Consider the following 18,516-nt stretch of genomic DNA (forward strand, 5'->3'; position numbering starts at 1 on the left):
GGTACGCCTGGGACGTCTTGGCCCGGAAGTGAAAACCCGGGATGCTGAACTCCCTTGCCCCCCACGGCCGTTGGGCTGCCCCCCGACGAGGAGGAGGACGCAGTGTCGTCACCGAAGCTGAAGGCACACCGCAGGAGATGGCTGACCGGGCTGGCGGGTTCGGCCGCGCTCGTTCTCGCCGTGCCCACCGCCGCCTTCGCCGCACCGCCCAAGGCGCTGCCCGCCAACGCCGAGACCGCCGAGTTCACCTACCAGCCGGCCTTCGACTACGACACGGACGGCTGCTACCCGACGCCGGCCATCGGCCCGGACGGCACCATCAACGGCGGACTCAAGCCCACAGGTTCGCTCAGCGGGGAGTGCCACGACGCCTCCGACCTGGACAACACCAACAGCTACTCGCGTTACAAGTGCAACAACGGCTGGTGCGCCTATATGTACGGCCTGTACTTCGAGAAGGACCAGGCCCTCGCGAACAGCAGCATCGGCGGGCACCGCAACGACTGGGAGCACGTCGTGGTCTGGGTGCAGGACGGCCAGATCAAGTACGTGTCGACGTCGAACCACGGTTCGTTCACGGTGCACGCGGCGTCCGAGGTCCGTTTCGACGGCAGCCACGCCAAGATCGTCTATCACAAGGACGGCATCGGCACCCACGACTTCCGCCTCGCCAACACGAACGACGAGCCGCCGGAGAACGACAAGCACACCTGGCAGTACCCGCCGCTGGTGGGCTGGAACGGCTACCCGGCGGGCCTGCGTGACAAGCTGAGCGCGTACGACTTCGGCAGCGCCAACTTCGGCCTGAAGGACGCCAACTTCACCGCGCACCTGACCTCGGCCAAGCCGTCCGGAATCGCGTTCGACCCGAGCGCCTGATCCCGCGACCGCCGACCGGTTCACTCGTTCCACAGCTCCCGGAGTCATCCTGGCTCCGGGAGCTCGGGAAGGGCGGAGCATGCCGGTGGGAAGACGGGTCGACCGAGGGCGGCTGACGCGGCGGAGCTTTCTGGCCGCGGTGGCGGCCCTCGGCACGGCGAGTGCGCGGGCCACGGCCGAGGGGAACGGCTACACCATGCCCTCCCTCACCTTCAGCGACCGCTCCACCCAGCGCAGGCTCGGCAGTGTGTACGCCAGGGCCCTGTCGGCCCTCGCCGACACCCACACGATCGCCGCCGACCCGGCGGCGTACGACAAGGCGGGGCTGCTGACCTATCCGCCCGGCACGGTCGTACGGGCCGGCGGCGGGTATCCCGCGCCGCAGCGGTGGACCCGGGACGCCGCCGTCAACGCGTGGAACGCGGTGAGCCTGCTCGCGCCGGACGTCGGCCGCAACACGCTGTGGTCGGTGGTCGACCGCGGCCCGGACGGGCTCGTCGTGCAGCAGGACGACCAGTGGTGGGACCAGGTGGTGTGGATCCTGGCCGCCCGGCACCACTACCGGGTCACCGGCGACCGTGTCTTCCTGGCCCGCGCGTACCGGACCGCCGCCCGCACCCTCGCCGTGCGCACGGCCCTCGACTTCGACACCTCCCACGGGCTCTTCCGCGGGCCCGGTTTCATGAACGACGGCATCTCCGGTTATCCCAGCCCGCCCGCCTCGGCCTGGGTGCGCTCGTCCTTCGTACTGGACCATCCCGGCACCGAGCGACTGATGTGCCTGTCGACGAACTGCCTCTACTTCGGCGCCCAGTCGGCGCTCGCGGACATGGCCGACAGCCTCGGCGAGCCGGCTCGGGCCACGTCCCTGCGGGCGGACGCGCGACGCCTGCGTCAGGCGGTCGACCGGCATCTGTGGCGTGCGGACGCCGGGACATACGCCTACCTCCGCAAAGACGACGGCACGGTCGACGTCTCCCAAGAGGGGGCTGGTCTCGCCCTCGCGCTGCTGTGCGGGGTGGCCGATGAGCAGCGGGCGCAGCAGATCCTCGAGCACACCCACTGGCAGCCGCACGGCGTCGTCAACGTCTGGCCGCACTTTCCGCGCTTCGACGACGCCAGGCCGGGACGGCACAACGCCATGGTGTGGCCGATGGTGCACGGTTTGTTCGGCAACGCGGCCGCGAGCGCGGGCCGCGGCGACCTGTTCGCACGGGCCGTCGAGCAGCTCGCCACGCTGGTCACGTCGAGCGACGGATTCTACGAGCTGTACGACTCGGTCAGTGGTGCCGTCGACGGCGGCTGGCAGGAGGGCGGCAGCGGGCGGGCCGAGCACTTCGTGTCGCAGCCCGACCAGACGTGGTCCGTCACGGCGTACCTGCGCCTCATCCACGACGGCCTGTTCGGTCTGGACTTCGCCGAGGACGCCCTGCGACTGCGACCGTGTCTGCCTCCGGAGTGGGGCGCGGTGAGTCTGCGCGGACTGCGCTACCGGGGCATGACGCTCGACATCACGCTGAGCGGGGGCGGCGGCCGGGTGTTGGAGTGCTCGGTGGACGGGCGGCCGGCCGAAGCCGTCGTACCCGCCGAGGGGACGGGACACCACACCGTGGAGCTGGTCCTAGGGGTGTGACGGGGTCTGCCGGGCCGGGTGGCCCGGCAGACCTGTTGTGCCGCCGGCGGACCGCTAACTGCGGCGTCCGGCCGGGTCGTGGGTGACGGTGTCTCCCCTGGCGTCGGACTCCGGTGCGGCATCGACGGATCCGGTGTCCGGGGCGGCGCCCTCCTGCGCCCGGTCGGCGTGCCCCGGCCACCAGGCCGCGTGGCCGATCAGAGCGGTGAGGCTGGGCGTGAAGAACATCGCCATCACGAAGGCGGCGACCGCGATGCCGAAGGAGACCGCGAAACCCATCTCCGTCAGCAGGGAGTTGCCGGCCAGCATCATCGTGGCGAAGGTCGCCGCCAGGATGAACCCGGCCGCGGCCACCGTCGGCCCGGCGTGCCGCAGTGCCATACCGGCCGCCTCCCGGGGTTCGCGGCCCTCGCGGGCCTCCTCCCTGAGCCGGGCGATCATGAGGATGTTGTAGTCGGTGCCGATCGCGACCACGAACAGATACATGATCACCGGGAGCATGAACATCAGGCCGGACTTGCCCTGCGCCTCCTGGAAGATCCACACGGTGGCACCGAGGGTGGCACCGAAGCCCAGACCCACCGAGGCGATCAGATACCAGGGCGCGACGACGCTGCGCAGCAGCAGCCCCAGGATGACCATGATCAGAATGGCGGCGACGGGGAAGACGGTCCGGTAGTCGTGGTTGACCGCCGTGTCGATGTCCTTGTAGATCGAGGACATGCCACCGACCAGTGCCTTGGTGCCGTCCGGAGCGTTGGCGTGGGCGACGTCGCGGACCTTGCTCACGGCGTCGATCGCCTTGTCCGTGGACGCCTCGTACTTGAGGGTGACCGTGAAGTCGGCGGTCGTGCCGTCCTTGTTCAACTGGTTCATCCGCGCGGAGGCGACACCGTCCACCGCGCCGAGCTTCTGCGCGTAGGCGGTGAACCCGGACTTGTCCAGCGGCTTGCCGTCGGTGCTGGACAGGTAGACGTCCGTCGGCGCGGCGGCACCCGCCGAGTACGCCTTCTGCATCTGGTCCTGGACGACCATCGACTCCTTGGTCTTGGGCATGGAGCCCGAGGCCAGGTCGAAGGTGGCGTGGAAGCCGAGGATGCCGGACGACAGGGCGAGCAGGATCAGACCCGAGAGGGCGGCGGTCAGCGCCGGACGGCGCTGCACACCCCGGCCCAGGGCCGCGAACCGGGCGTTGTCCGGCTCCCGTCGCCAGGACTTGGAGGGCCAGAACACCTTCGGCCCGATCAGCGAGACCACGGCCGGGATCAGGGTCAGGCCGGCGATCAGCGTGACGGTGACTGCGATGGCCAGGGCCGGACCCATCTGCTTGAGGAAGCCCAGCGTGGACAGCGCCAGCGCGAGGAAGGCGATGATGACCGCGCCGGCGGCGGAGGCGATGGCCTCACCGACCCGGCCGACCGCGTTGACCATGGCCTGCTTGGGTTCGTCACCGGCGCGCAGGCGTTCTCGGTAACGGAACATCAGGAACAGGAAGTAGTCGGTGCCCACGCCGAACAGCACCACGATCAGGATCGACGAGATCGAGCTGTTGGCCTGCAGACCGAACAGCTTGGTGGCATAGGCGATCAGACCGTTGGCGATCGCCGACACCAGGCCGATGGTGATCAGCGGCAGGATGGCGAGGATCGGCGCACGGAAGATGATCAGCAGCGTGACCAGGATGATCACAAAGGTGCCGATGCCGATCAGCGCCTCACCGCGTTTGGAGGAGTCCTGCTGGTCGAGGGCCTGTGCGGCCGACCCGCCGAGCTTCACCTCCAGGTTGGTGCCTTTCGCCAGCTGTTTGACGTCGTCGCGCAACACCTTGGCGGCGTCGGCCTGTTTGGGCTGGCCGGCGTTCTTGCTGTCCATCTGGACCAGGGTCAGGTCATACCTGCCGTCCTTGGACGGCTGGCCGGGGACGACCTTCTGCACCTGGTCGATGTGCTTGTTGCCCAGCTCGGTGGTGATCCGGGCGACGTCCTTCTTGTCTTCGGCGGTCAGCTTTCCGCCGTCGGTGCGCTGGTAGAGCGCGATCGCGGACGGGGTGAAGGCGCTGGGGAACGCCTTCTGCTGCAGGTCCGCGGCCTTGATGGACTCGTAACTCTTGGGCAGGAAACTGCTCTCGTCGCTGTTCGAGGGCAGACTGGGAGCGGTGGCGACGATGGCCACCGCCGCGATCAGCCATGCCACGATCGTCCAGACGGGATGTCGGACGACCGCGGTGCCAATACGTCGGAACATGCGGAAGGTCCTCCTGGGGCAGGAAGATCACCGCAGCCCGGGGAGCGGACCCTGGCATCGGCGACCCCGACCGGCACGCAGGGCACTCCCCCCAGTGCACCGGTCGCTCGGTTGTCTTCGGTCACATCGTAGTGACCTTGGAGAAAGATCTCTCGTGGGATTCGGCCGCGTTGTGAGTGCGGCGGAAGGCGCCCGGGCTCGTGCCCGTGTGGAGGGCGACACGGGTGGTGTTCGGAGCCGCCGGAAAGGCCGGTTCCCGTGTCGTGGCCGAGGCCGACGCGCGCGGACATGAGGTCACCACGGTGACCCGGGACCTCTCGCGGTGGTCCGCATCAGTGCCTGGTCGAGGCAGAACTCGTTGCCCTCGGGGACGCGCTGGAAGAACAGTCGCGGGCCGACACCGGTGGGGGCGGTGCAGGTGAACGCGGTTCCCTGGCGCTCGGGCGGCAGGGAACGGTCGAAGTCGTCCCACGAGGCGAAACCTTCGGGCGGCGGCACGACGTTCCCCAACACCTCGCATCAGAAGCGAGCCACGCGCCAGACCAGGGTGTCACTCGCCCAGCAGTCGGCGCAGCCACCGCAGTCGTGCCGCTTTCGCGTCCCGGGAGAGCGCGGCCTGCGGGACCATGCCGTCGAAACCGTGGAATCCGCCCGGCCATACATGCAGTTCGGCGATGCCGCCCGCCTGCCAGATGCGGCTGGCGTAGGCGACGTCCTCGTCTCGGAAGGTCTCGGCCGAGCCGACGTCGATGAAGGCCGGCGGCAGCCCGGACAGGTCGTCCGCGCGGGCGGGCGCCGCGTACGGGGAGACGTCGGCGGTGCCCCGCGCCTCGCCCAGCAGCGCACCCCACCCCGTCTCGTTGGACGTCCGGTCCCACACACCCACACCTGCCATCTGGTGGGCCGAGGGGGTGTCGTTGCGGTCGTCGAGCATCGGGCACATCAGTACTTGCCCGATCGCCTGCGGTCCGTTGCGGTCGCGGGCGAGCAGCGCCACGGCCGCCGTGAGCCCTCCTCCGGCACTGCCGCCCGCCAGGATGACGCGGTCCGGGTCGCCGCCGATCTCCTTGGCGTGCTCGGCCGTCCACAGCAACCCCGCATAGCAGTCCTCCACCGGGGCCGGGTGCGGGTGTTCGGGGGCGAGCCGGTACTCCACGGACACCACGACCAGGTCGAGTTCCTCCGCCCAGTCGAGCGGTATGCCCAGCCGGTGGGAGCCCGCCACCATCCCGCCGCCATGGATGTTGTAGACGATCGGGCGTGGTTCGGTCGCGGTGGTGGGCCGGCAGATCAGCAGTGGCACCTCCGGCGCGCCCGGCGGACCGGGGACCGTCCGCTCCTCGACCTCGAAGCGCCCGCCGCAGGCCAGCTCCTCGTTGGTCGGCGGCGGGAACGGCCCGTCCGTGCGCCGTCCGGCCTCGATCATGTCTGGCGTCACCGTGGGTGGCAGCCAGGCACGGATCGCCTCGAGCTCAGGGGCGAGTTCGCGGTCGAAGGGCGGGCGGCGCATGACCATCGGAGGTCCTCCTCATGGCGGGTACGGTGCCGCGGTGATCGCGGGCTTCCGACGCGGCCCGGGTGATGTCGTCATGGTGGCGACAGCGTCCAGGGCCACGTCGACGACTGCCCCCGATCGTTGCGAGCAGGCCGACGAGTCAAGCGGCCGAAGCGGTCGGCTCGGTCGGGAGGGCGTCGGCGAGCGGCGGGGGCTCCGCCGTTGACACGGGGTTCTGCCCGGGACCTGCAGCCTTCGGCAGCCATGGTCACGCCGGTGGCGGTGGCGCGCAGCAGGGTGGGGTCCCAGTCCGCTCCTGCCCACCCCGGCGGGACAACCACCCCCAGTCCCGAGGCAGTTCTGGCGGCTCGGTGTTTCGAGCGCCTTGAACGGGCCCTGCTCAGACGGGTTCCGGCGATGTTCGGTGGCGTGGGCCTCGGGTGACGTAGGCGGCGGTTCCGGCGGCGGCGAGAAGGGCCGCGACCATGGCCGCCGGTCGGCTGTCGGAGGCCTGCGTCTGCCAGGTCAGCGTCTCCCCCACCATGCCCATGCCCGGGAAGACCACCGCGCCGAGTGTCCACCCGAGGGGCAGGAACCATGACCGGGCGGTTCCGACCGCGGCCGCCCCCAGGGCGGTCAGTCCCAGCAGGCCGGCCGCGTCACGCAACACACATCCAACGGGACCGAACCGCGTGCCGGTCAACAGCGTGACCAGCAGGAGCATGAGTACGCATGTCAGGGCCGCTGCCAGGTGGGACATCCGCAGACTTGCCCATGGCCTCGCCGCCGTCCGGTCGAGGGTGTCGTCGGGGCCGCCGAGGGTGGTGGTGACGACGGAGACCAGGAGCAGGACCGTCAGGACGAGTACGGTCCGCCCGACCTCGCCCCGGCCGCCGAAGACGGTTGCCAGCAGCCATGCGGCGACGGTGCCCGCGGTCGCCGCGCCCAGCGCCGCCGGCACCTGGCGTGAGCGGACGTAGAGCGTCAGCCCTCTCATCGGGCACCTCGCGTCAGAAGACCGGTCGTGACCTGGCATTTCTGGGCAGCCTGATAGACGGCGGTGACCCGGGCTCCGGCCTCGGCCCGCGGCAGGGTCCGCAGTGCCGTCCAGAGCTTGACGGCGTCCGGGTCGACGTATTCGAGGCCGTCGGGACCGGCGGTCGGCTTCCGGTCGAGCAGCCAGAAGGCCGCAGCGGTGGCGACCGTGACGTTAGACCTGTCACCGCAGCTGCCCGGGCCGGTGAACGCTCCTGTGAGCATCGCCGGTACGAGCCGGCCCGGGTGGGCGAGGCGACCATGGTGGTCCACCGTGATCCTCATCAGCACGGTGTCGGCCCGCGGCTTCGGTGAGGTGGGCGGGAAGAGTGTGCTGGTGTCCTCGTGTGCCTCGACGGCCGATGTCCTCGAAAGGAGGGCCAAGGCGCGCCGTGCCCTGGGGGCGACCTCGGGCAGCAACGCTTCATGGGCCCTGCTGAGGCAGACCCGTGGGGCGACGGCGGTGCACACCAGTTCCTGGGCGACGGGGTCGAGCCTCCCGCGCTCGTAGGCGTCGCCGGTCGGCACGACCAGGGCCGTGGCGGTCGCCCCGACGGCCAGCGGCACCAGCGCGGCGACCGCGAACGCACGGTTCTGGACGGCGAAGAGCACGACGGCGCCCCCGGCGATCGCGGCCATCCACAGCCCCTGGGCAGCGCTGACTTGGCCGTCGACAGTGTCGTAGTCGCTGAAGACGCTCATTCCCATGCTCGGGGAGAACGCCGCCGTCATCCCGCCGTCCGGAAGCGCATGAGGGGCGAGGATGAGCAGCGCGAAGCCGATCACGGCCAGCGCGGGCGCCGTGGCGAGCGCCGGCACCTGCCGTCCGACGGCCAGCCCGAGCCAGACGGAGGCGATCATCGCGACCAGTCCGACGGCTACGACGACATACGCGGCCGGCGGCAGGTACCGTGCCGTGTCGGCGATCCGTGGTGCCGCCGTGAGGAGCGTGACTAGGTACGCGACGAGCACCGCCAGGCCCGTCGTGACCAGGATCGGCACCATGCGCTGCGGTCGCGGGCGGGACGCGCTGGCGAACAGTTCGTCGACGTTGGCCCGATGCACGCGATAGGACTGCCAGGCACCGGCGGCCATCGCGAGGGGCGAGAGCAGCGCGAGGTACTCGCGCTGCGTCATGGCGAGGGCCATCCACCCGGTGGACCATCGTGATGCGGTCGCCTGCAGGAGGATCGTACCGGCGACGGTGATCAGGAACGCTGCGCCGAGAGCGGCCGACCGCCGGAACTCGATGGCGAGGATACGGTTCACGCGTTGCTCCGGTGCCGGCGCAGGAGGGCGGAGTAGCCGCGTTCCGCCGGGCTGTCGCCGGCGTCGCTCTCTCCACCTCGGGCGATCAGGTCGTCGGGGGTGCCCTGGAAGAGAAGTCGGCCTTCGTTCATGAGGATGACGTCGGTGCAGGCGGCGACGACATCCTCGACAAGGTGGGTGGAGACCAGCACACAGCTGTCGGCGCCCAGGTCACGCAGCAGGTCGCGGAAGTCGAGACGCTGTTCGGGGTCGAGTCCGACGGTCGGCTCGTCGAGCAGCAGCAGTTCGGGGTCGTTCACGATGGCCTGGGCGATGCCGGCCCGGCGCACCATGCCGCCGGACAGTGTCTTCATCTTCTTGTCGGCCTTGGCCGTCAAACCCACTCGGTCGATCGCGCGTTGCACGGCGTCGGGGATCGCGGTCTTCGGCATTTCCTTGAGCCAGGCCATGTACGCAACGAACTCGCGGACGGTGAACCGCGGGTAGAAGCCGAACTGCTGCGGCAGGTAACCCAGTCTGCGGCGTATCCCGCGCAGGTCGGCACGGCCGTCGGCCTGCGCGCCGAGCAGCGTCAACGAGCCGGCGGCGGGCTTGACAACGGTGGACAACGCGCGCATCAGTGTGGTCTTGCCGGCGCCGTTCGGGCCGAGCACACCATGCACTCCGGCGCTCAGCGCCAAGTCGAGTCCGTCGACGGCCAGATGGCGGCCGGCCCGGACCCGCAGGCCTTTCGCGTGGACTGGCCAAGGATGAAGGGTGGGGGCCGTTTCGGCAGCACTCATCGCCCGCATGGGGTCTCTCCTGTAGGTCCTGTGATCTTGTTGACGGAGGGTCAGTTGCCGCTGCGCAGGCGGCGGAAGGGGGAGGCAGCGAATGGGGTGAACGCGGCAAGAGCCACGGTGGTCACCGCCCAGACAGCGGTGCTGCCCGGCTGCAGCACCGGTGACAGGGACCGCGCCGCCACGCTCGGCAGCAGGACTGCCGCGCACCAGGTCAACGCGAGGGCGATCGCCGCGCGTTGTACGCCGATGAGGGCGCCGAGCACGAGGGTGGCCGCCGTGAACGCCAGGCACGGCAGGAGGGTGAGGGCCAGCGAGGTTCCGGTACTCGCCCCCGCCACCAGCAACGCCGGAAGCACGACGAGGAGCACCGCGAGTGTCCGCCGTAGAACCATGGCCAGGCCGGCCGCGGGTGTGGCCGCGATCAGTTCCCAGGCCGGATCGGTCCGGCGGCTCCAGGCCACCGCGACGCCGGGCAGCGGGGCCACCGGAGCCAGCAGCAGCACCAGCGACGGCAGGCTCGGTTCGGCTGCGTCGAGGAGCACACCGCAGCCCAGCACCGCGGCGGTCACCGCGAGCCAAGGCAGCAGCGTCCAGGCGAGCCACCGTCGGTGGACGACCCCTGCGCGGGTACGCCGGCGGGCCGGTGACGGGCTCGTTTCGAGCGCCCTGTCGAGCGAGACGGCGACACGATCGAGCAGATCCCTCGTGGCCGGGGTGGCGTGGGCGGCCAGTTGCGCACGGCAGTCGGCGCACCCGTCGAGATGGACCTCGATCGACCAGAGCGCGGCGTCGTCGAGCCCCGGGCCGCCGTCCGCGTAGCGGGCCAGCAGCATGGTGGTGGGATGAGTCATGACAGCGCCTCCCGCAGTGCGATCCGGGCCCGACGTGCGCGGGTCTTGACCGTGCCCTCCGGCACGCTGAGCAGCACCGCCGTCTGTCGCACCGACAGGTCGTCCAGCACCATGGCCTGCAGTACCTGCCGCAGTTCCGGCGGCAGCCGCAGCAGTGCCTGTTCGAAGTTCTGGTCGACGCGGGTCGCCATCACCTCGTCCTCGGCGGCCGGAGCGGTCGTCTCGAACAGGGCGACGACCGGCACCCGCTCCTGGCGGGCGCGTCGACGGAAGGCGTCGACGAGTCGGTTCGCGGCGATCGTCCAGAGCCAGCCGACGGCACTGCCCTCGGTCACGGCGCCCGCATAGCTGCCGGCCGCGCGCCACACCGCCAGATAGGTCTCCTGGAGCACGTCGGCGACGACGTCCTCGTCCGCGCAGCGACGGCGCAGCCGCACCGCCAGCCAGGGTGAAGTACGCCGATACAACTCGTCGAACGCCGCCCGGTCACCGTCGGCGACGCGACGCACGAGTTCCGCCTCTTCGAGGCCTGTCATGCCTTTCACGATCAGAGAGACGAAACGATCTTCCCTTCAGGTTCTCGGACGCCTCGCCGCCTGGCGAAGGACGAACGGCAAGGCGCCCGCCCCGTAGTGGGGACGAGCGCCCTGTGACACCGCCGCGCCCTGACCGTTGCCGCACGGCCGCGGGGAAAGGGCCCGGCGTCCTTGGGCCGCCGGGCCCCTCGCGGCTACCTGTCCGTGGCGATCACACAGTGCCGTGCCACGTAGACCCGCGTGCCGTTGGAGGCGGCCACCGGCAGCCAGTCGCTGTACTGCGGTGCCCCGGAGTAGCAGCGGTAGCTGCCCCCGCTGACGTAGTCACCGCAGTTCGTCTCCTGGTGCCAGCACCAGGCGCCGTTCGGTGCCCTGACCGACCCCACGGCCGCGCTGCGGGTGGAGGCGCCGGCCCGCAGCGTGACCCTGCCCGGGTTGCCTCCGCCGGTCCGCGGCACCGCGTACCAGGCGTGCTGCGCGCGCACAGAGCCCGTGACGTGCGCGGCCGGCTCGGCGGACGCGCCTGGTGCCGAGGCCAGCAGCGCGGCGACAAGCCCCCGGGCCCGCCAGGCCGCCACCCACGGCCGGACCGCGCAGCCACGACCGTTCCCCGAGCCGATTCCCTGTCCTCATGTTTCCCCCTTCGGTGGTTGCTCCGGCCCGTGGTCGGCGAGCCGGGCGTGCTGACACTTCCGTGGCGGGGGATTCGCGCCCTGTTCGGGCCGTACCCAGGCCGGGTCACCCGCCGTCATGTGGTGCCGGAGCAAGAAGTTACGCACGGGCCCGCGCCCAGTCGTCACACACCGGGTTGAACCCCGGCCCCGTCCATGGCGGTACGCCGACGGTTCCTGCAACCTTTGCGGTACCGCGGAAGGTTGACGCAGTGGCTTCGGCGGCGGTGTCCTTCGAAAACGCGCCGTCACGGAATCAAGCCCTCGCTACGCGACGCCCAAGTCAGCCCGTGGGGGTGTTGTAGTTGACGATTCCCTCGACCATGAGAGCGACCGCACCGGCCAACGGGTTCGTTCCTGTGCCCACGACGTCGGGCAGCTTGTGCGCCTCGCTCTCGGTGACGGCCACCATGCCCCAGAACGCGTTGAAGCCCGAGGGATCGGCCGGCTTGTCGGTGGCCGCCCCCACGGTCAGTACCCCGCCCGCCTCGGCGACGGCCAACGCGCCCATCTGCCGCAGCGTGTCGTGGTCCCGTTCCTCGGCGGCCACCACGCTCCAGCCCGCCACCTCCACCTGCCGTAAGGCGTCGAGGAGTTTGCCCGGTGTGTCCGACCCGGCGACAACGATGTCGGGCAGGACGAGGGCCACCGGCCCCTGGGTCATCGGCAGGGCGGAGCGGATCGCCCCGTCGAGACCGGGCCCGAACGACTCGTCCTGGTAGACGAAGACCATCTGGAAGGTGTCGGCATAGCGGGCGAGATAACTCACCGTCTCCAGCTTGTGCGTTGCGAACACGACGACCAGGCGTACGTTGAGTCCGCTCTTGGCGAGTTCCACCACGGCTTCCAGGCTGCGGTCCAGCACGGTGACGCCGGGAGCCAGACAGTGCAGTTCCTTCGGATAGGGAGCCCCGAAACGCGTTCCGTATCCGGCACAGGGCAGGATGACCGAAACATCGGGTCCGGATGGGGACGAACTCTGCATCGCGTAGCACTCCGGTCGTGTGGACGATGGGTGACCTTGCACAACCCGCCGAGCACAGACTGCCCAGGGCCGACCGACGCCGAACCTCCGGCGCCACATGCACTCCCGGTAACTCCCGAAGGTCCAACTGTGCGGCGGAATCGTCGAGTTGACCGGAGCGATCAAGCGCGATGAGGTGAGATGACCATCGCGGTAGACCGGACGAAAGAGGACTCTCCATGCGGGTGCTGTTGTCCACCTACGGGACACGGGGCGATGTCGAACCGCTGCTGGCCCTCGCGGTGCGGTTGCGGGCGCTGGGCGTGGCGGTGCGGATGTGCGCCCCGCCGGACGAGGAGTTCGCCCAGCGGCTGGCGGGTATCGGGGTGGAGTCCGTGCCGGTCGGGCCACCTGTGCGGGAGTTGATGCGCGGCAAGGCCCTGCCCTCGGCGACGGATCTGGCCCGCTACCGGAACGAGTTGGTCGAGACCCAGTTCGCCGCCTTCCCCGCGGCCTTCGACGGATGTGACGTGGTGGTGGCGGCAGGCCTGGGGCAGGTCGGCGCGCGATCCGTGGCCGAGGCCGCGGGGATCTCCTACGTGTACGTCAGCTACGCGGCGGTTCACCTGCCGTCGCCGCACCATGCGCCGCCTCCGCGGCCGGGCTGGCCGGAGCCCGAGGTCGCCGACAACCGGACCCTGTGGGAGGTGGACGCCCAGAACGTCACCGCGCAGTTCGGCGAGGCGCTCAACCGCCACCGGGCGGCGCTCGGTCTGCCGCCGGTGGACAACGTGCGCGATCACATCCTCACCGACCGTCCGTGGCTCGCGGCCGATCCCGTACTGGGGTCGTGGCCGCAGACCCCCGGTCTCGACGTCGTACAGACGGGCGCATGGACGCTCCCTGACGAGCGCCCTCTCCCGGCGGACCTGGTGCGGTTCCTGGACGCGGGCAGTGCGCCGGTCTATGTCGGCTTCGGCAGCTTGTCCCCGGCCGAGGGCATCGGCGGCATGGCCGTCGAGGCGATCCGCGCTCTGGGGTACCGCGTGCTCGTGTCCCGGGGCTGGGCGGGACTGGATCTCGTCGACGACGGGGACGACTGCTTCACCATCGGCGAGGTCAGCCATCAGAGTCTGTTCGGCAGGGTGGCGGCCGTGGTCCACCACGGGGGCGCGGGTACCACGCTGACGGCGGCGCGGGCGGGCGCGCCGCAAGTGGTGATACCGCTCCAGCTGTCGGACAACCCGTACTGGGCCGGCCGGGTGGCGGCACTGGAGCTCGGTGCGGCCCTCGACGCTCCGGCCACGACCGTCGAATCGCTGGGCATCGCGCTCAAGAGCGCTCTGTCGCCGGAGACCCGGGCGCGCGCGAAGTCCCTGGGGAGCCGTGTCCGCACTGACGGAGCGGAGGTGGCCGCGCATCGGTTGGTCGACCGGTCGCGGTGACCGGCACCGGTCGGCGGTGCGCGGTTGATCACTCTGAGCGCCGATACCGCGCCGTCGATTGCTAGCGTTCGCGTTCATGGACGACGGTGTGTATGTAGGCAGTGCGGGCAAGGACGCGGCGATGGACCGGGGGTGGCTGCTCGGGCACTTCAAGGAGCAGGGCGATCCCCGGCACAGTGACGCGGTCGAGGTGAAATGGGGCGTCCATTCACGCGGTGAGCAACGCGCGCAGTGGGTGAAGGGCGAGATGCGGACAGCTCTGCTGGTCCTCATCACCGGACGCTTTCGGCTGGAGTTCCCCGGACGCAGCGTGGTGCTGGAGCGGCAGGGCGATTACGTCGTCTGGGGCCAGGGGGTGGACCACTCCTGGTTCGCCGAGGAGGACTCCGTGGTGATCACCGTGCGGTGGCCTTCCGTGGCCGGATACGCCGTCCCCGAGGGAAAGAGCGAGGAACGACCGAAGTGAACCATTGGCCGCGTGTGGTCCACTATCCCATGCAAACCCCTTAATGTCGCATGCCGAGCGCAAACAGGTTTGCTAGGTTATTGGTTGTGGCGTTGGTCACCGTTGACCGCTTAATCGGAGCACATTTAGCATCACGGAAAATGATCCCGTCTTCTGGGGCTGCAACGCCTGCATTCCGGACGTCAGCCTGATACTCCGGTAACACCGCGACCGACGTCCGTCGCGTTCTCTTCTCGTGAAGGGTAATCCGTGAATTTACCCCGAATCGCAGTCAGTAATCATTCCGGCGAAGAGACAGAATCCGCGCCATTGTCGCTGGCGCAGGAGCGTCTGTGGGTCATGGCGCGCATGGACGGAGACGCCAGCGCCGCCTACAACGAGCCGATGCCGTTCGACATCCGGGGACCGCTGGACCGGGACCTGCTCATCAAGGCGCTTCATCTGCTCGCGGCCCGGCACGAGGCCCTGCGCACCCGGCTGGTCCCCTTCGATGGTTCGGCTCTCCAGGTGGTCGATCCGCCGGACACGGGGTTCCCGGTGACCTTCGAGGACCTGACCGAACTGCCCGACGCGGCTGCACGGTTGACACGTATACGGCTGGAGGTGGAGGGCACCCCGTTCCGCCTGGGCGAGGAACCCATGGTGCGCGGCTGCCTGATCGCACTCCAACCGAACCATCACGTACTGATCCTGACGGCACATCACATCATCTTCGACGGCTGGTCCCGTTCCCTGCTGCTGAAGGAGCTGGGCCTGGTGTACGACGCGCTTCAGCGGGGGCAGGTCGTCTCGCTGCCCGAACTGACCTGGCAGTACAGCGATTACACGCGGTGGCAGTGGGAGTGGATGTCGGGAGACGAGCCCGCCTCGCAGGCCGACTACTGGATTGCCGCGCTGGCTGACTGCCCGGCCGTGATCGCCCTTCCCACCGATCGACCCCGCCCGCCCGAACAGGACTTCCACGGCGCCCGGTTGGCCGTGACGGTCGACGAGGACCTGACGCGGGCCCTGCGCGCGCTGTCGTCCGACAACGATGTCTCCCTCTACGCGACCGTCCTGACCGGCTGGTCCGTGCTGCTGTCCCTGCTCTCCGGGCAGGACGACATCGTGGTCGGCGCTCCCACGTCGAACCGGCGACGCGGGGACGTCGAGGGTCTGGTCGGCTTCTTCGTCAACACCCTCGCCCTGCGCGCGGACCTCTCCGGCTCCCCCACCGTCAAGGACGCCCTGCAGCGGGTGAACGAACGGATCCGCGACGCCCTCAAGCACGTCGACCTCCCCTTCGAGCGAGTCGTCGAACTGGTCAACCCACCGCGGAGCCCCGCCTGCACGGCCCTGTTCCAGACGATGTTCGCCTGGGTCCCCTCCATGCGGAAGGAACTCGAACTCCCGGGTCTGGAGGTCGAGTTACGGGAAGACGCCGCCCACGTACCGGCGAAGTTCGACATGGTCCTGGCCCTGGCCGACGAGGGCCGGCGGCTCACCGGAGAGATCGACTACGCGGTGGCGCTCTTCGACCGGGCGACGATCGAACGGTATGTACGTCAATTCCTGCGCGTGCTGCGGCTGATGACCGAGCGGCCCGATGCAGAGATCGCCGACCTGACACTGCTCGACGAGGACGAGCAGCGGGCACTGCTCGCCGCCTTCAGCACCGGGCCCGCCGTGACCGGCCCGGCATCGGCGGGCGTGCTGGAGCGCTTCGCCGCGCAGGTCCGTGAACGACCGGGCCAGTGTGCGGTGGTGGCCGGTGACGTCGAGCTGGACTACGCGACACTCGACCGCCGGGCCAACCGTCTCGCCCACGCCCTGATCGCCCGCGGTGCCGGTCCTGACCGGGTGGTGGGCCTGCACGCCGGACGCACCACCGACCTCGTCGTCGGTGTGCTCGGGATCCTCAAGTCCGGAGCCGCGTACCTGCCCCTCGACCCCGGCCAGCCCCCGGAGCGGCTCGCGGCCATGGTCAGTGACGCGGCACCGGTCCTCGTGCTGACCGACCAGAGGAGCGCCGCGGACGACGGACAGCTGTGGGAGCGCCTGGCGACCGTGGAAGCCGAGGGGCCCCACGACGACACGCCGGCCATCGGCACGGACACGGCGCGGCTCGCCTACGTCATCTACACCTCGGGATCGACCGGCCGGCCCAAGGGTGTGGCGGTGACCCACGGAAGCGTCGTCAATCTCTTCGACCACTGGCGCGACCTCATGGGGGACGCCCCCGGCGAGGCCTCGTCGGCCTGGTCCAGCATCGGCTTCGACGCGTCGGTGCACGAACTCCTCGTCCCGCTGACCACCGGCGCCGTCCTCCACCTGGTCCCCGACGAACTCCGCGGAGACCCCGGGGCGTTGCTGGCGTGGATGCGCGACCGCAAGGTCACCCAGGCGTTCCTGCCCCCCTCCTACGTCCAGTGGATCGGCGAGGACCCGGCCGCGCGCCTCGCCGGATCGAGCCTGCGTCAGCTCCTCACCGGTGTGGAGTCCCTGCCGGAGAGCACCCTGCACCGCATGTGTGAGCTGCTGCCCGGCCTGCGGATCTGCTTCGGCTACGGCCCGACCGAGGCCACCCTCTACTCCACCGCCTACACCGACCCCCAGCCGTACGAGCGGTCGTGTCCCATCGGGCGGCCGCTGCGCGGCACCCGTCTGTACCTGCTCGACGACCGGATGCGTCCGGTACCCGTGGGAGTCACCGGAGAGGTCTACCTCGGTGGAGCGAGTCTGGCCCGCGGCTATCTCAACCGCCCCGACCTCACCGACGAACTCTTCGTGCCCGACCCCTTCGTCCCCGGTGAACGCCTCTACCGCACCGGCGACTTGGCACGCTGGCTGCCGGACGGCAACGCCGAATACGTCGGCCGCCGGGACGACCAGCTCAAGCTGCGCGGATTCCGTATCGAACCGGGAGAGGTCGAAGCGGCACTGCTGGCGGTCCCCGGGGTGCGGGAGGCCGTCGTTCTGGCCGATCGTGACACGCCGGGTGGTCCTCGCCTGGTCGCCGGCGTGGGATGTGACGCCGAGCGCACGCGGATGCCGTACGAGTGGCGTGCGGCCCTGAAGGACCGCCTGCCGGACTACATGATCCCCGCCGCCGTCGCCGAGTTCCCGCGACTGCCGTTGAACAACAGCGGCAAGGTGGACCGGACGGCGGTGCTGCGCGCCGCTGCGGCATCGCACGCGGGCCGGGTCAACACGGCCGCGCCCCGCGACCATGTCGAAATGGCCCTGTACCGGGTGTGGCGGCGGATCCTGCTGCATCCTGACATCGGTATCGGTGACAACTTCTTCGAACTGGGCGGCACTTCGATATCGGCGATCAAGATGGCCTCCGCCGTCCAGGAGGAGCTCGGCGTCGCCCTGCCCGTCCGGGACGTCATGCTGCACCCGACCATCGAGGCGCTCGCCGAACGCGTGCGCGCCGCCGGCGGCGATGCCGCGCAGTCCGCCGAGCTCAGCAGCCTGGTCGAATTCCGCGCGGGCGGCGGCCGACGGCGCGTGGTGTGCGTACACCCCGCCGGCGGCACCGCCTTCTGCTACCTGCCCCTGTCCGCCGAACTGGCCGACGACACAGGCGTCGTGGGGCTCCAGGCGCCCGGCATCAACCCCGGCGAGTCCACCCTGCCCGGCGTCGAGGCCATGGCCGAGGAGTATCTGCGGCTGGTCGCACCCCGCACCGACGAGGCACTGGTGCTGTGCGGGCTGTCCTACGGAGGTCTGATCGCGTACGAGATGGGCCGCCGCCTGGTGACGGCCGGACACGAGAAGGTGAGCGTGGTCCTCCTCGACACCCACGGCGCCCAGGACGACGAACAGCGCGCCGCGATCGCGCCGGTGGGCATGGCGGAGTTCCGGGAGAAGCTGGTGCGCTTCAACGGCATGTACCCGGGCATCGACGACGAGCAGGTGGCCCGGTACCTGAACGTCTACAACCACCATCGTGAGACGGGGCGCGACTACGTCGTACCCGCGTCGCCCGCCCGGGTCGTGCTGTTGCAGGCGACGGCCGTGGAGGACGAAGAGGCGGACGTCGAGCATGCCGCCGCTCGTCTACGCGCGTTCTGGCGGCAGCGCGTCAACGGTGAGTTCGTGGTCGAGCCGGTCGCCTGCGGTCACTGGGACATGTTGGAGAGCGACGAACTGCCCCGCGTCGCAGCCGTTCTCACCGCCGAACTGCACAAGCTGGCCGCCGTCCCCGGCCCGGGCGCCCCTTCAGGTACGTCGGAGGATGCACGATGAAACCGCGCGTCGG

At 70.1% G+C, this 18,516-nt stretch carries 14 protein-coding genes and 1 pseudogene; 5 read left to right on the forward strand and 10 right to left on the reverse strand.

The features are described from left to right. Positions 1–102: 102 nt before the first annotated feature. Both ACWCQ1_RS36515 and ACWCQ1_RS36520 read left to right on the forward strand, forming a co-directional pair. Complete coding sequence (locus tag ACWCQ1_RS36515) at positions 103–879, forward strand: NPP1 family protein (protein ID WP_358601732.1); 777 nt, start codon at positions 103–105, stop codon at positions 877–879. Positions 880–958: 79 nt separating this feature from the next. Beyond that, the gene (locus ACWCQ1_RS36520; protein ID WP_451028318.1) at positions 959–2,512 is read left to right on the forward strand and encodes an MGH1-like glycoside hydrolase domain-containing protein; all 1,554 of its coding nucleotides are present in this window, start codon (positions 959–961) and stop codon (positions 2,510–2,512) included. Between the two features lie 54 nt (positions 2,513–2,566). On the opposite strand, the gene ACWCQ1_RS36525 is transcribed toward ACWCQ1_RS36520, so the two are convergent. The 10 genes and pseudogenes from ACWCQ1_RS36525 to ACWCQ1_RS36570 all read right to left on the reverse strand — a co-directional run bounded on the left by ACWCQ1_RS36525 (position 2,567) and on the right by ACWCQ1_RS36570 (position 12,380). Then, positions 2,567–4,756, reverse strand: coding sequence for an MMPL family transporter (locus tag ACWCQ1_RS36525; RefSeq protein WP_358601726.1), 2,190 nt, complete (start codon positions 4,754–4,756; stop codon positions 2,567–2,569). Between the two features lie 360 nt (positions 4,757–5,116). Then, positions 5,117–5,302: pseudogene (locus tag ACWCQ1_RS36530) on the reverse strand (VOC family protein); the annotation flags it as partial. A 4-nt stretch (positions 5,303–5,306) separates the two neighbouring features. Further along, complete coding sequence (locus ACWCQ1_RS36535) at positions 5,307–6,272, reverse strand: alpha/beta hydrolase (RefSeq protein ID WP_358601723.1); 966 nt, start codon at positions 6,270–6,272, stop codon at positions 5,307–5,309. Between the two features lie 379 nt (positions 6,273–6,651). Further along, positions 6,652–7,248: a hypothetical protein gene (locus ACWCQ1_RS36540; protein ID WP_358601720.1), complete on the reverse strand. Its 597-nt coding sequence runs from the start codon at positions 7,246–7,248 to the stop codon at positions 6,652–6,654. Continuing rightward, entirely contained in the window at positions 7,245–8,555 is a 1,311-nt protein-coding gene (locus tag ACWCQ1_RS36545) for a hypothetical protein (protein WP_358601717.1), read from the reverse strand. The genes ACWCQ1_RS36540 and ACWCQ1_RS36545 overlap by 4 nt, the downstream gene beginning before the upstream one ends. Then, on the reverse strand, positions 8,552–9,346 hold the full coding sequence (locus ACWCQ1_RS36550; protein ID WP_358601714.1) for an ABC transporter ATP-binding protein: 795 nt from the start codon (positions 9,344–9,346) through the stop codon (positions 8,552–8,554). Before ACWCQ1_RS36550 ends, ACWCQ1_RS36545 begins: the two co-directional genes overlap by 4 nt. 41 nt (positions 9,347–9,387) lie before the next feature. Continuing rightward, positions 9,388–10,188 (reverse strand): hypothetical protein, encoded by an 801-nt coding sequence (locus ACWCQ1_RS36555; RefSeq protein WP_451028319.1) that lies wholly within the window; start codon positions 10,186–10,188, stop codon positions 9,388–9,390. Next, positions 10,185–10,724 (reverse strand): RNA polymerase sigma factor, encoded by a 540-nt coding sequence (locus ACWCQ1_RS36560; RefSeq protein WP_358601708.1) that lies wholly within the window; start codon positions 10,722–10,724, stop codon positions 10,185–10,187. Before ACWCQ1_RS36560 ends, ACWCQ1_RS36555 begins: the two co-directional genes overlap by 4 nt. Positions 10,725–10,918: 194 nt before the next feature. Then, positions 10,919–11,302 (reverse strand): hypothetical protein, encoded by a 384-nt coding sequence (locus ACWCQ1_RS36565; RefSeq protein WP_358601705.1) that lies wholly within the window; start codon positions 11,300–11,302, stop codon positions 10,919–10,921. Positions 11,303–11,678: 376 nt separating this feature from the next. After that, positions 11,679–12,380 (reverse strand): NTP transferase domain-containing protein, encoded by a 702-nt coding sequence (locus ACWCQ1_RS36570; protein ID WP_133043902.1) that lies wholly within the window; start codon positions 12,378–12,380, stop codon positions 11,679–11,681. A gap of 218 nt (positions 12,381–12,598) precedes the next feature. Here ACWCQ1_RS36570 and ACWCQ1_RS36575 point away from each other — a divergent pair, with 218 nt between their 5' ends. The 3 genes from ACWCQ1_RS36575 to ACWCQ1_RS36585 all read left to right on the forward strand — a co-directional run bounded on the left by ACWCQ1_RS36575 (position 12,599) and on the right by ACWCQ1_RS36585 (position 18,503). After that, complete coding sequence (locus tag ACWCQ1_RS36575; protein WP_358601699.1) at positions 12,599–13,804, forward strand: glycosyltransferase; 1,206 nt, start codon at positions 12,599–12,601, stop codon at positions 13,802–13,804. A gap of 76 nt (positions 13,805–13,880) precedes the next feature. Next, the gene (locus ACWCQ1_RS36580) at positions 13,881–14,270 is read left to right on the forward strand and encodes a signal peptidase I (protein WP_133043900.1); all 390 of its coding nucleotides are present in this window, start codon (positions 13,881–13,883) and stop codon (positions 14,268–14,270) included. 249 nt (positions 14,271–14,519) lie between these two features. Beyond that, positions 14,520–18,503, forward strand: a complete 3,984-nt coding sequence (locus ACWCQ1_RS36585; RefSeq protein WP_358601696.1) for a non-ribosomal peptide synthetase — start codon at positions 14,520–14,522, stop codon at positions 18,501–18,503. The last annotated feature ends 13 nt before the right edge of the window (positions 18,504–18,516 follow it).

The organism is Streptomyces sp. NPDC002144, from assembly GCF_053593695.1.

Excerpts from the sequence above, each read along its gene's own strand:
- ACWCQ1_RS36520 (WP_451028318.1), top strand. The coding sequence starts at position 959 with ATGCCGGTGGGAAGACGGGTCGACCGAGGGCGGCTGACGCGGCGGAGC.
- ACWCQ1_RS36525 (WP_358601726.1), bottom strand. The coding sequence starts at position 4,756 with ATGTTCCGACGTATTGGCACCGCGGTCGTCCGACATCCCGTCTGGACG.
- ACWCQ1_RS36535 (WP_358601723.1), bottom strand. The coding sequence starts at position 6,272 with ATGGTCATGCGCCGCCCGCCCTTCGACCGCGAACTCGCCCCTGAGCTC.
- ACWCQ1_RS36540 (WP_358601720.1), bottom strand. The coding sequence starts at position 7,248 with ATGAGAGGGCTGACGCTCTACGTCCGCTCACGCCAGGTGCCGGCGGCG.
- ACWCQ1_RS36550 (WP_358601714.1), bottom strand. The coding sequence starts at position 9,346 with ATGCGGGCGATGAGTGCTGCCGAAACGGCCCCCACCCTTCATCCTTGG.
- ACWCQ1_RS36555 (WP_451028319.1), bottom strand. The coding sequence starts at position 10,188 with ATGACTCATCCCACCACCATGCTGCTGGCCCGCTACGCGGACGGCGGC.
- ACWCQ1_RS36560 (WP_358601708.1), bottom strand. The coding sequence starts at position 10,724 with ATGACAGGCCTCGAAGAGGCGGAACTCGTGCGTCGCGTCGCCGACGGT.
- ACWCQ1_RS36570 (WP_133043902.1), bottom strand. The coding sequence starts at position 12,380 with ATGCAGAGTTCGTCCCCATCCGGACCCGATGTTTCGGTCATCCTGCCC.
- ACWCQ1_RS36575 (WP_358601699.1), top strand. The coding sequence starts at position 12,599 with ATGCGGGTGCTGTTGTCCACCTACGGGACACGGGGCGATGTCGAACCG.
- ACWCQ1_RS36580 (WP_133043900.1), top strand. The coding sequence starts at position 13,881 with ATGGACGACGGTGTGTATGTAGGCAGTGCGGGCAAGGACGCGGCGATG.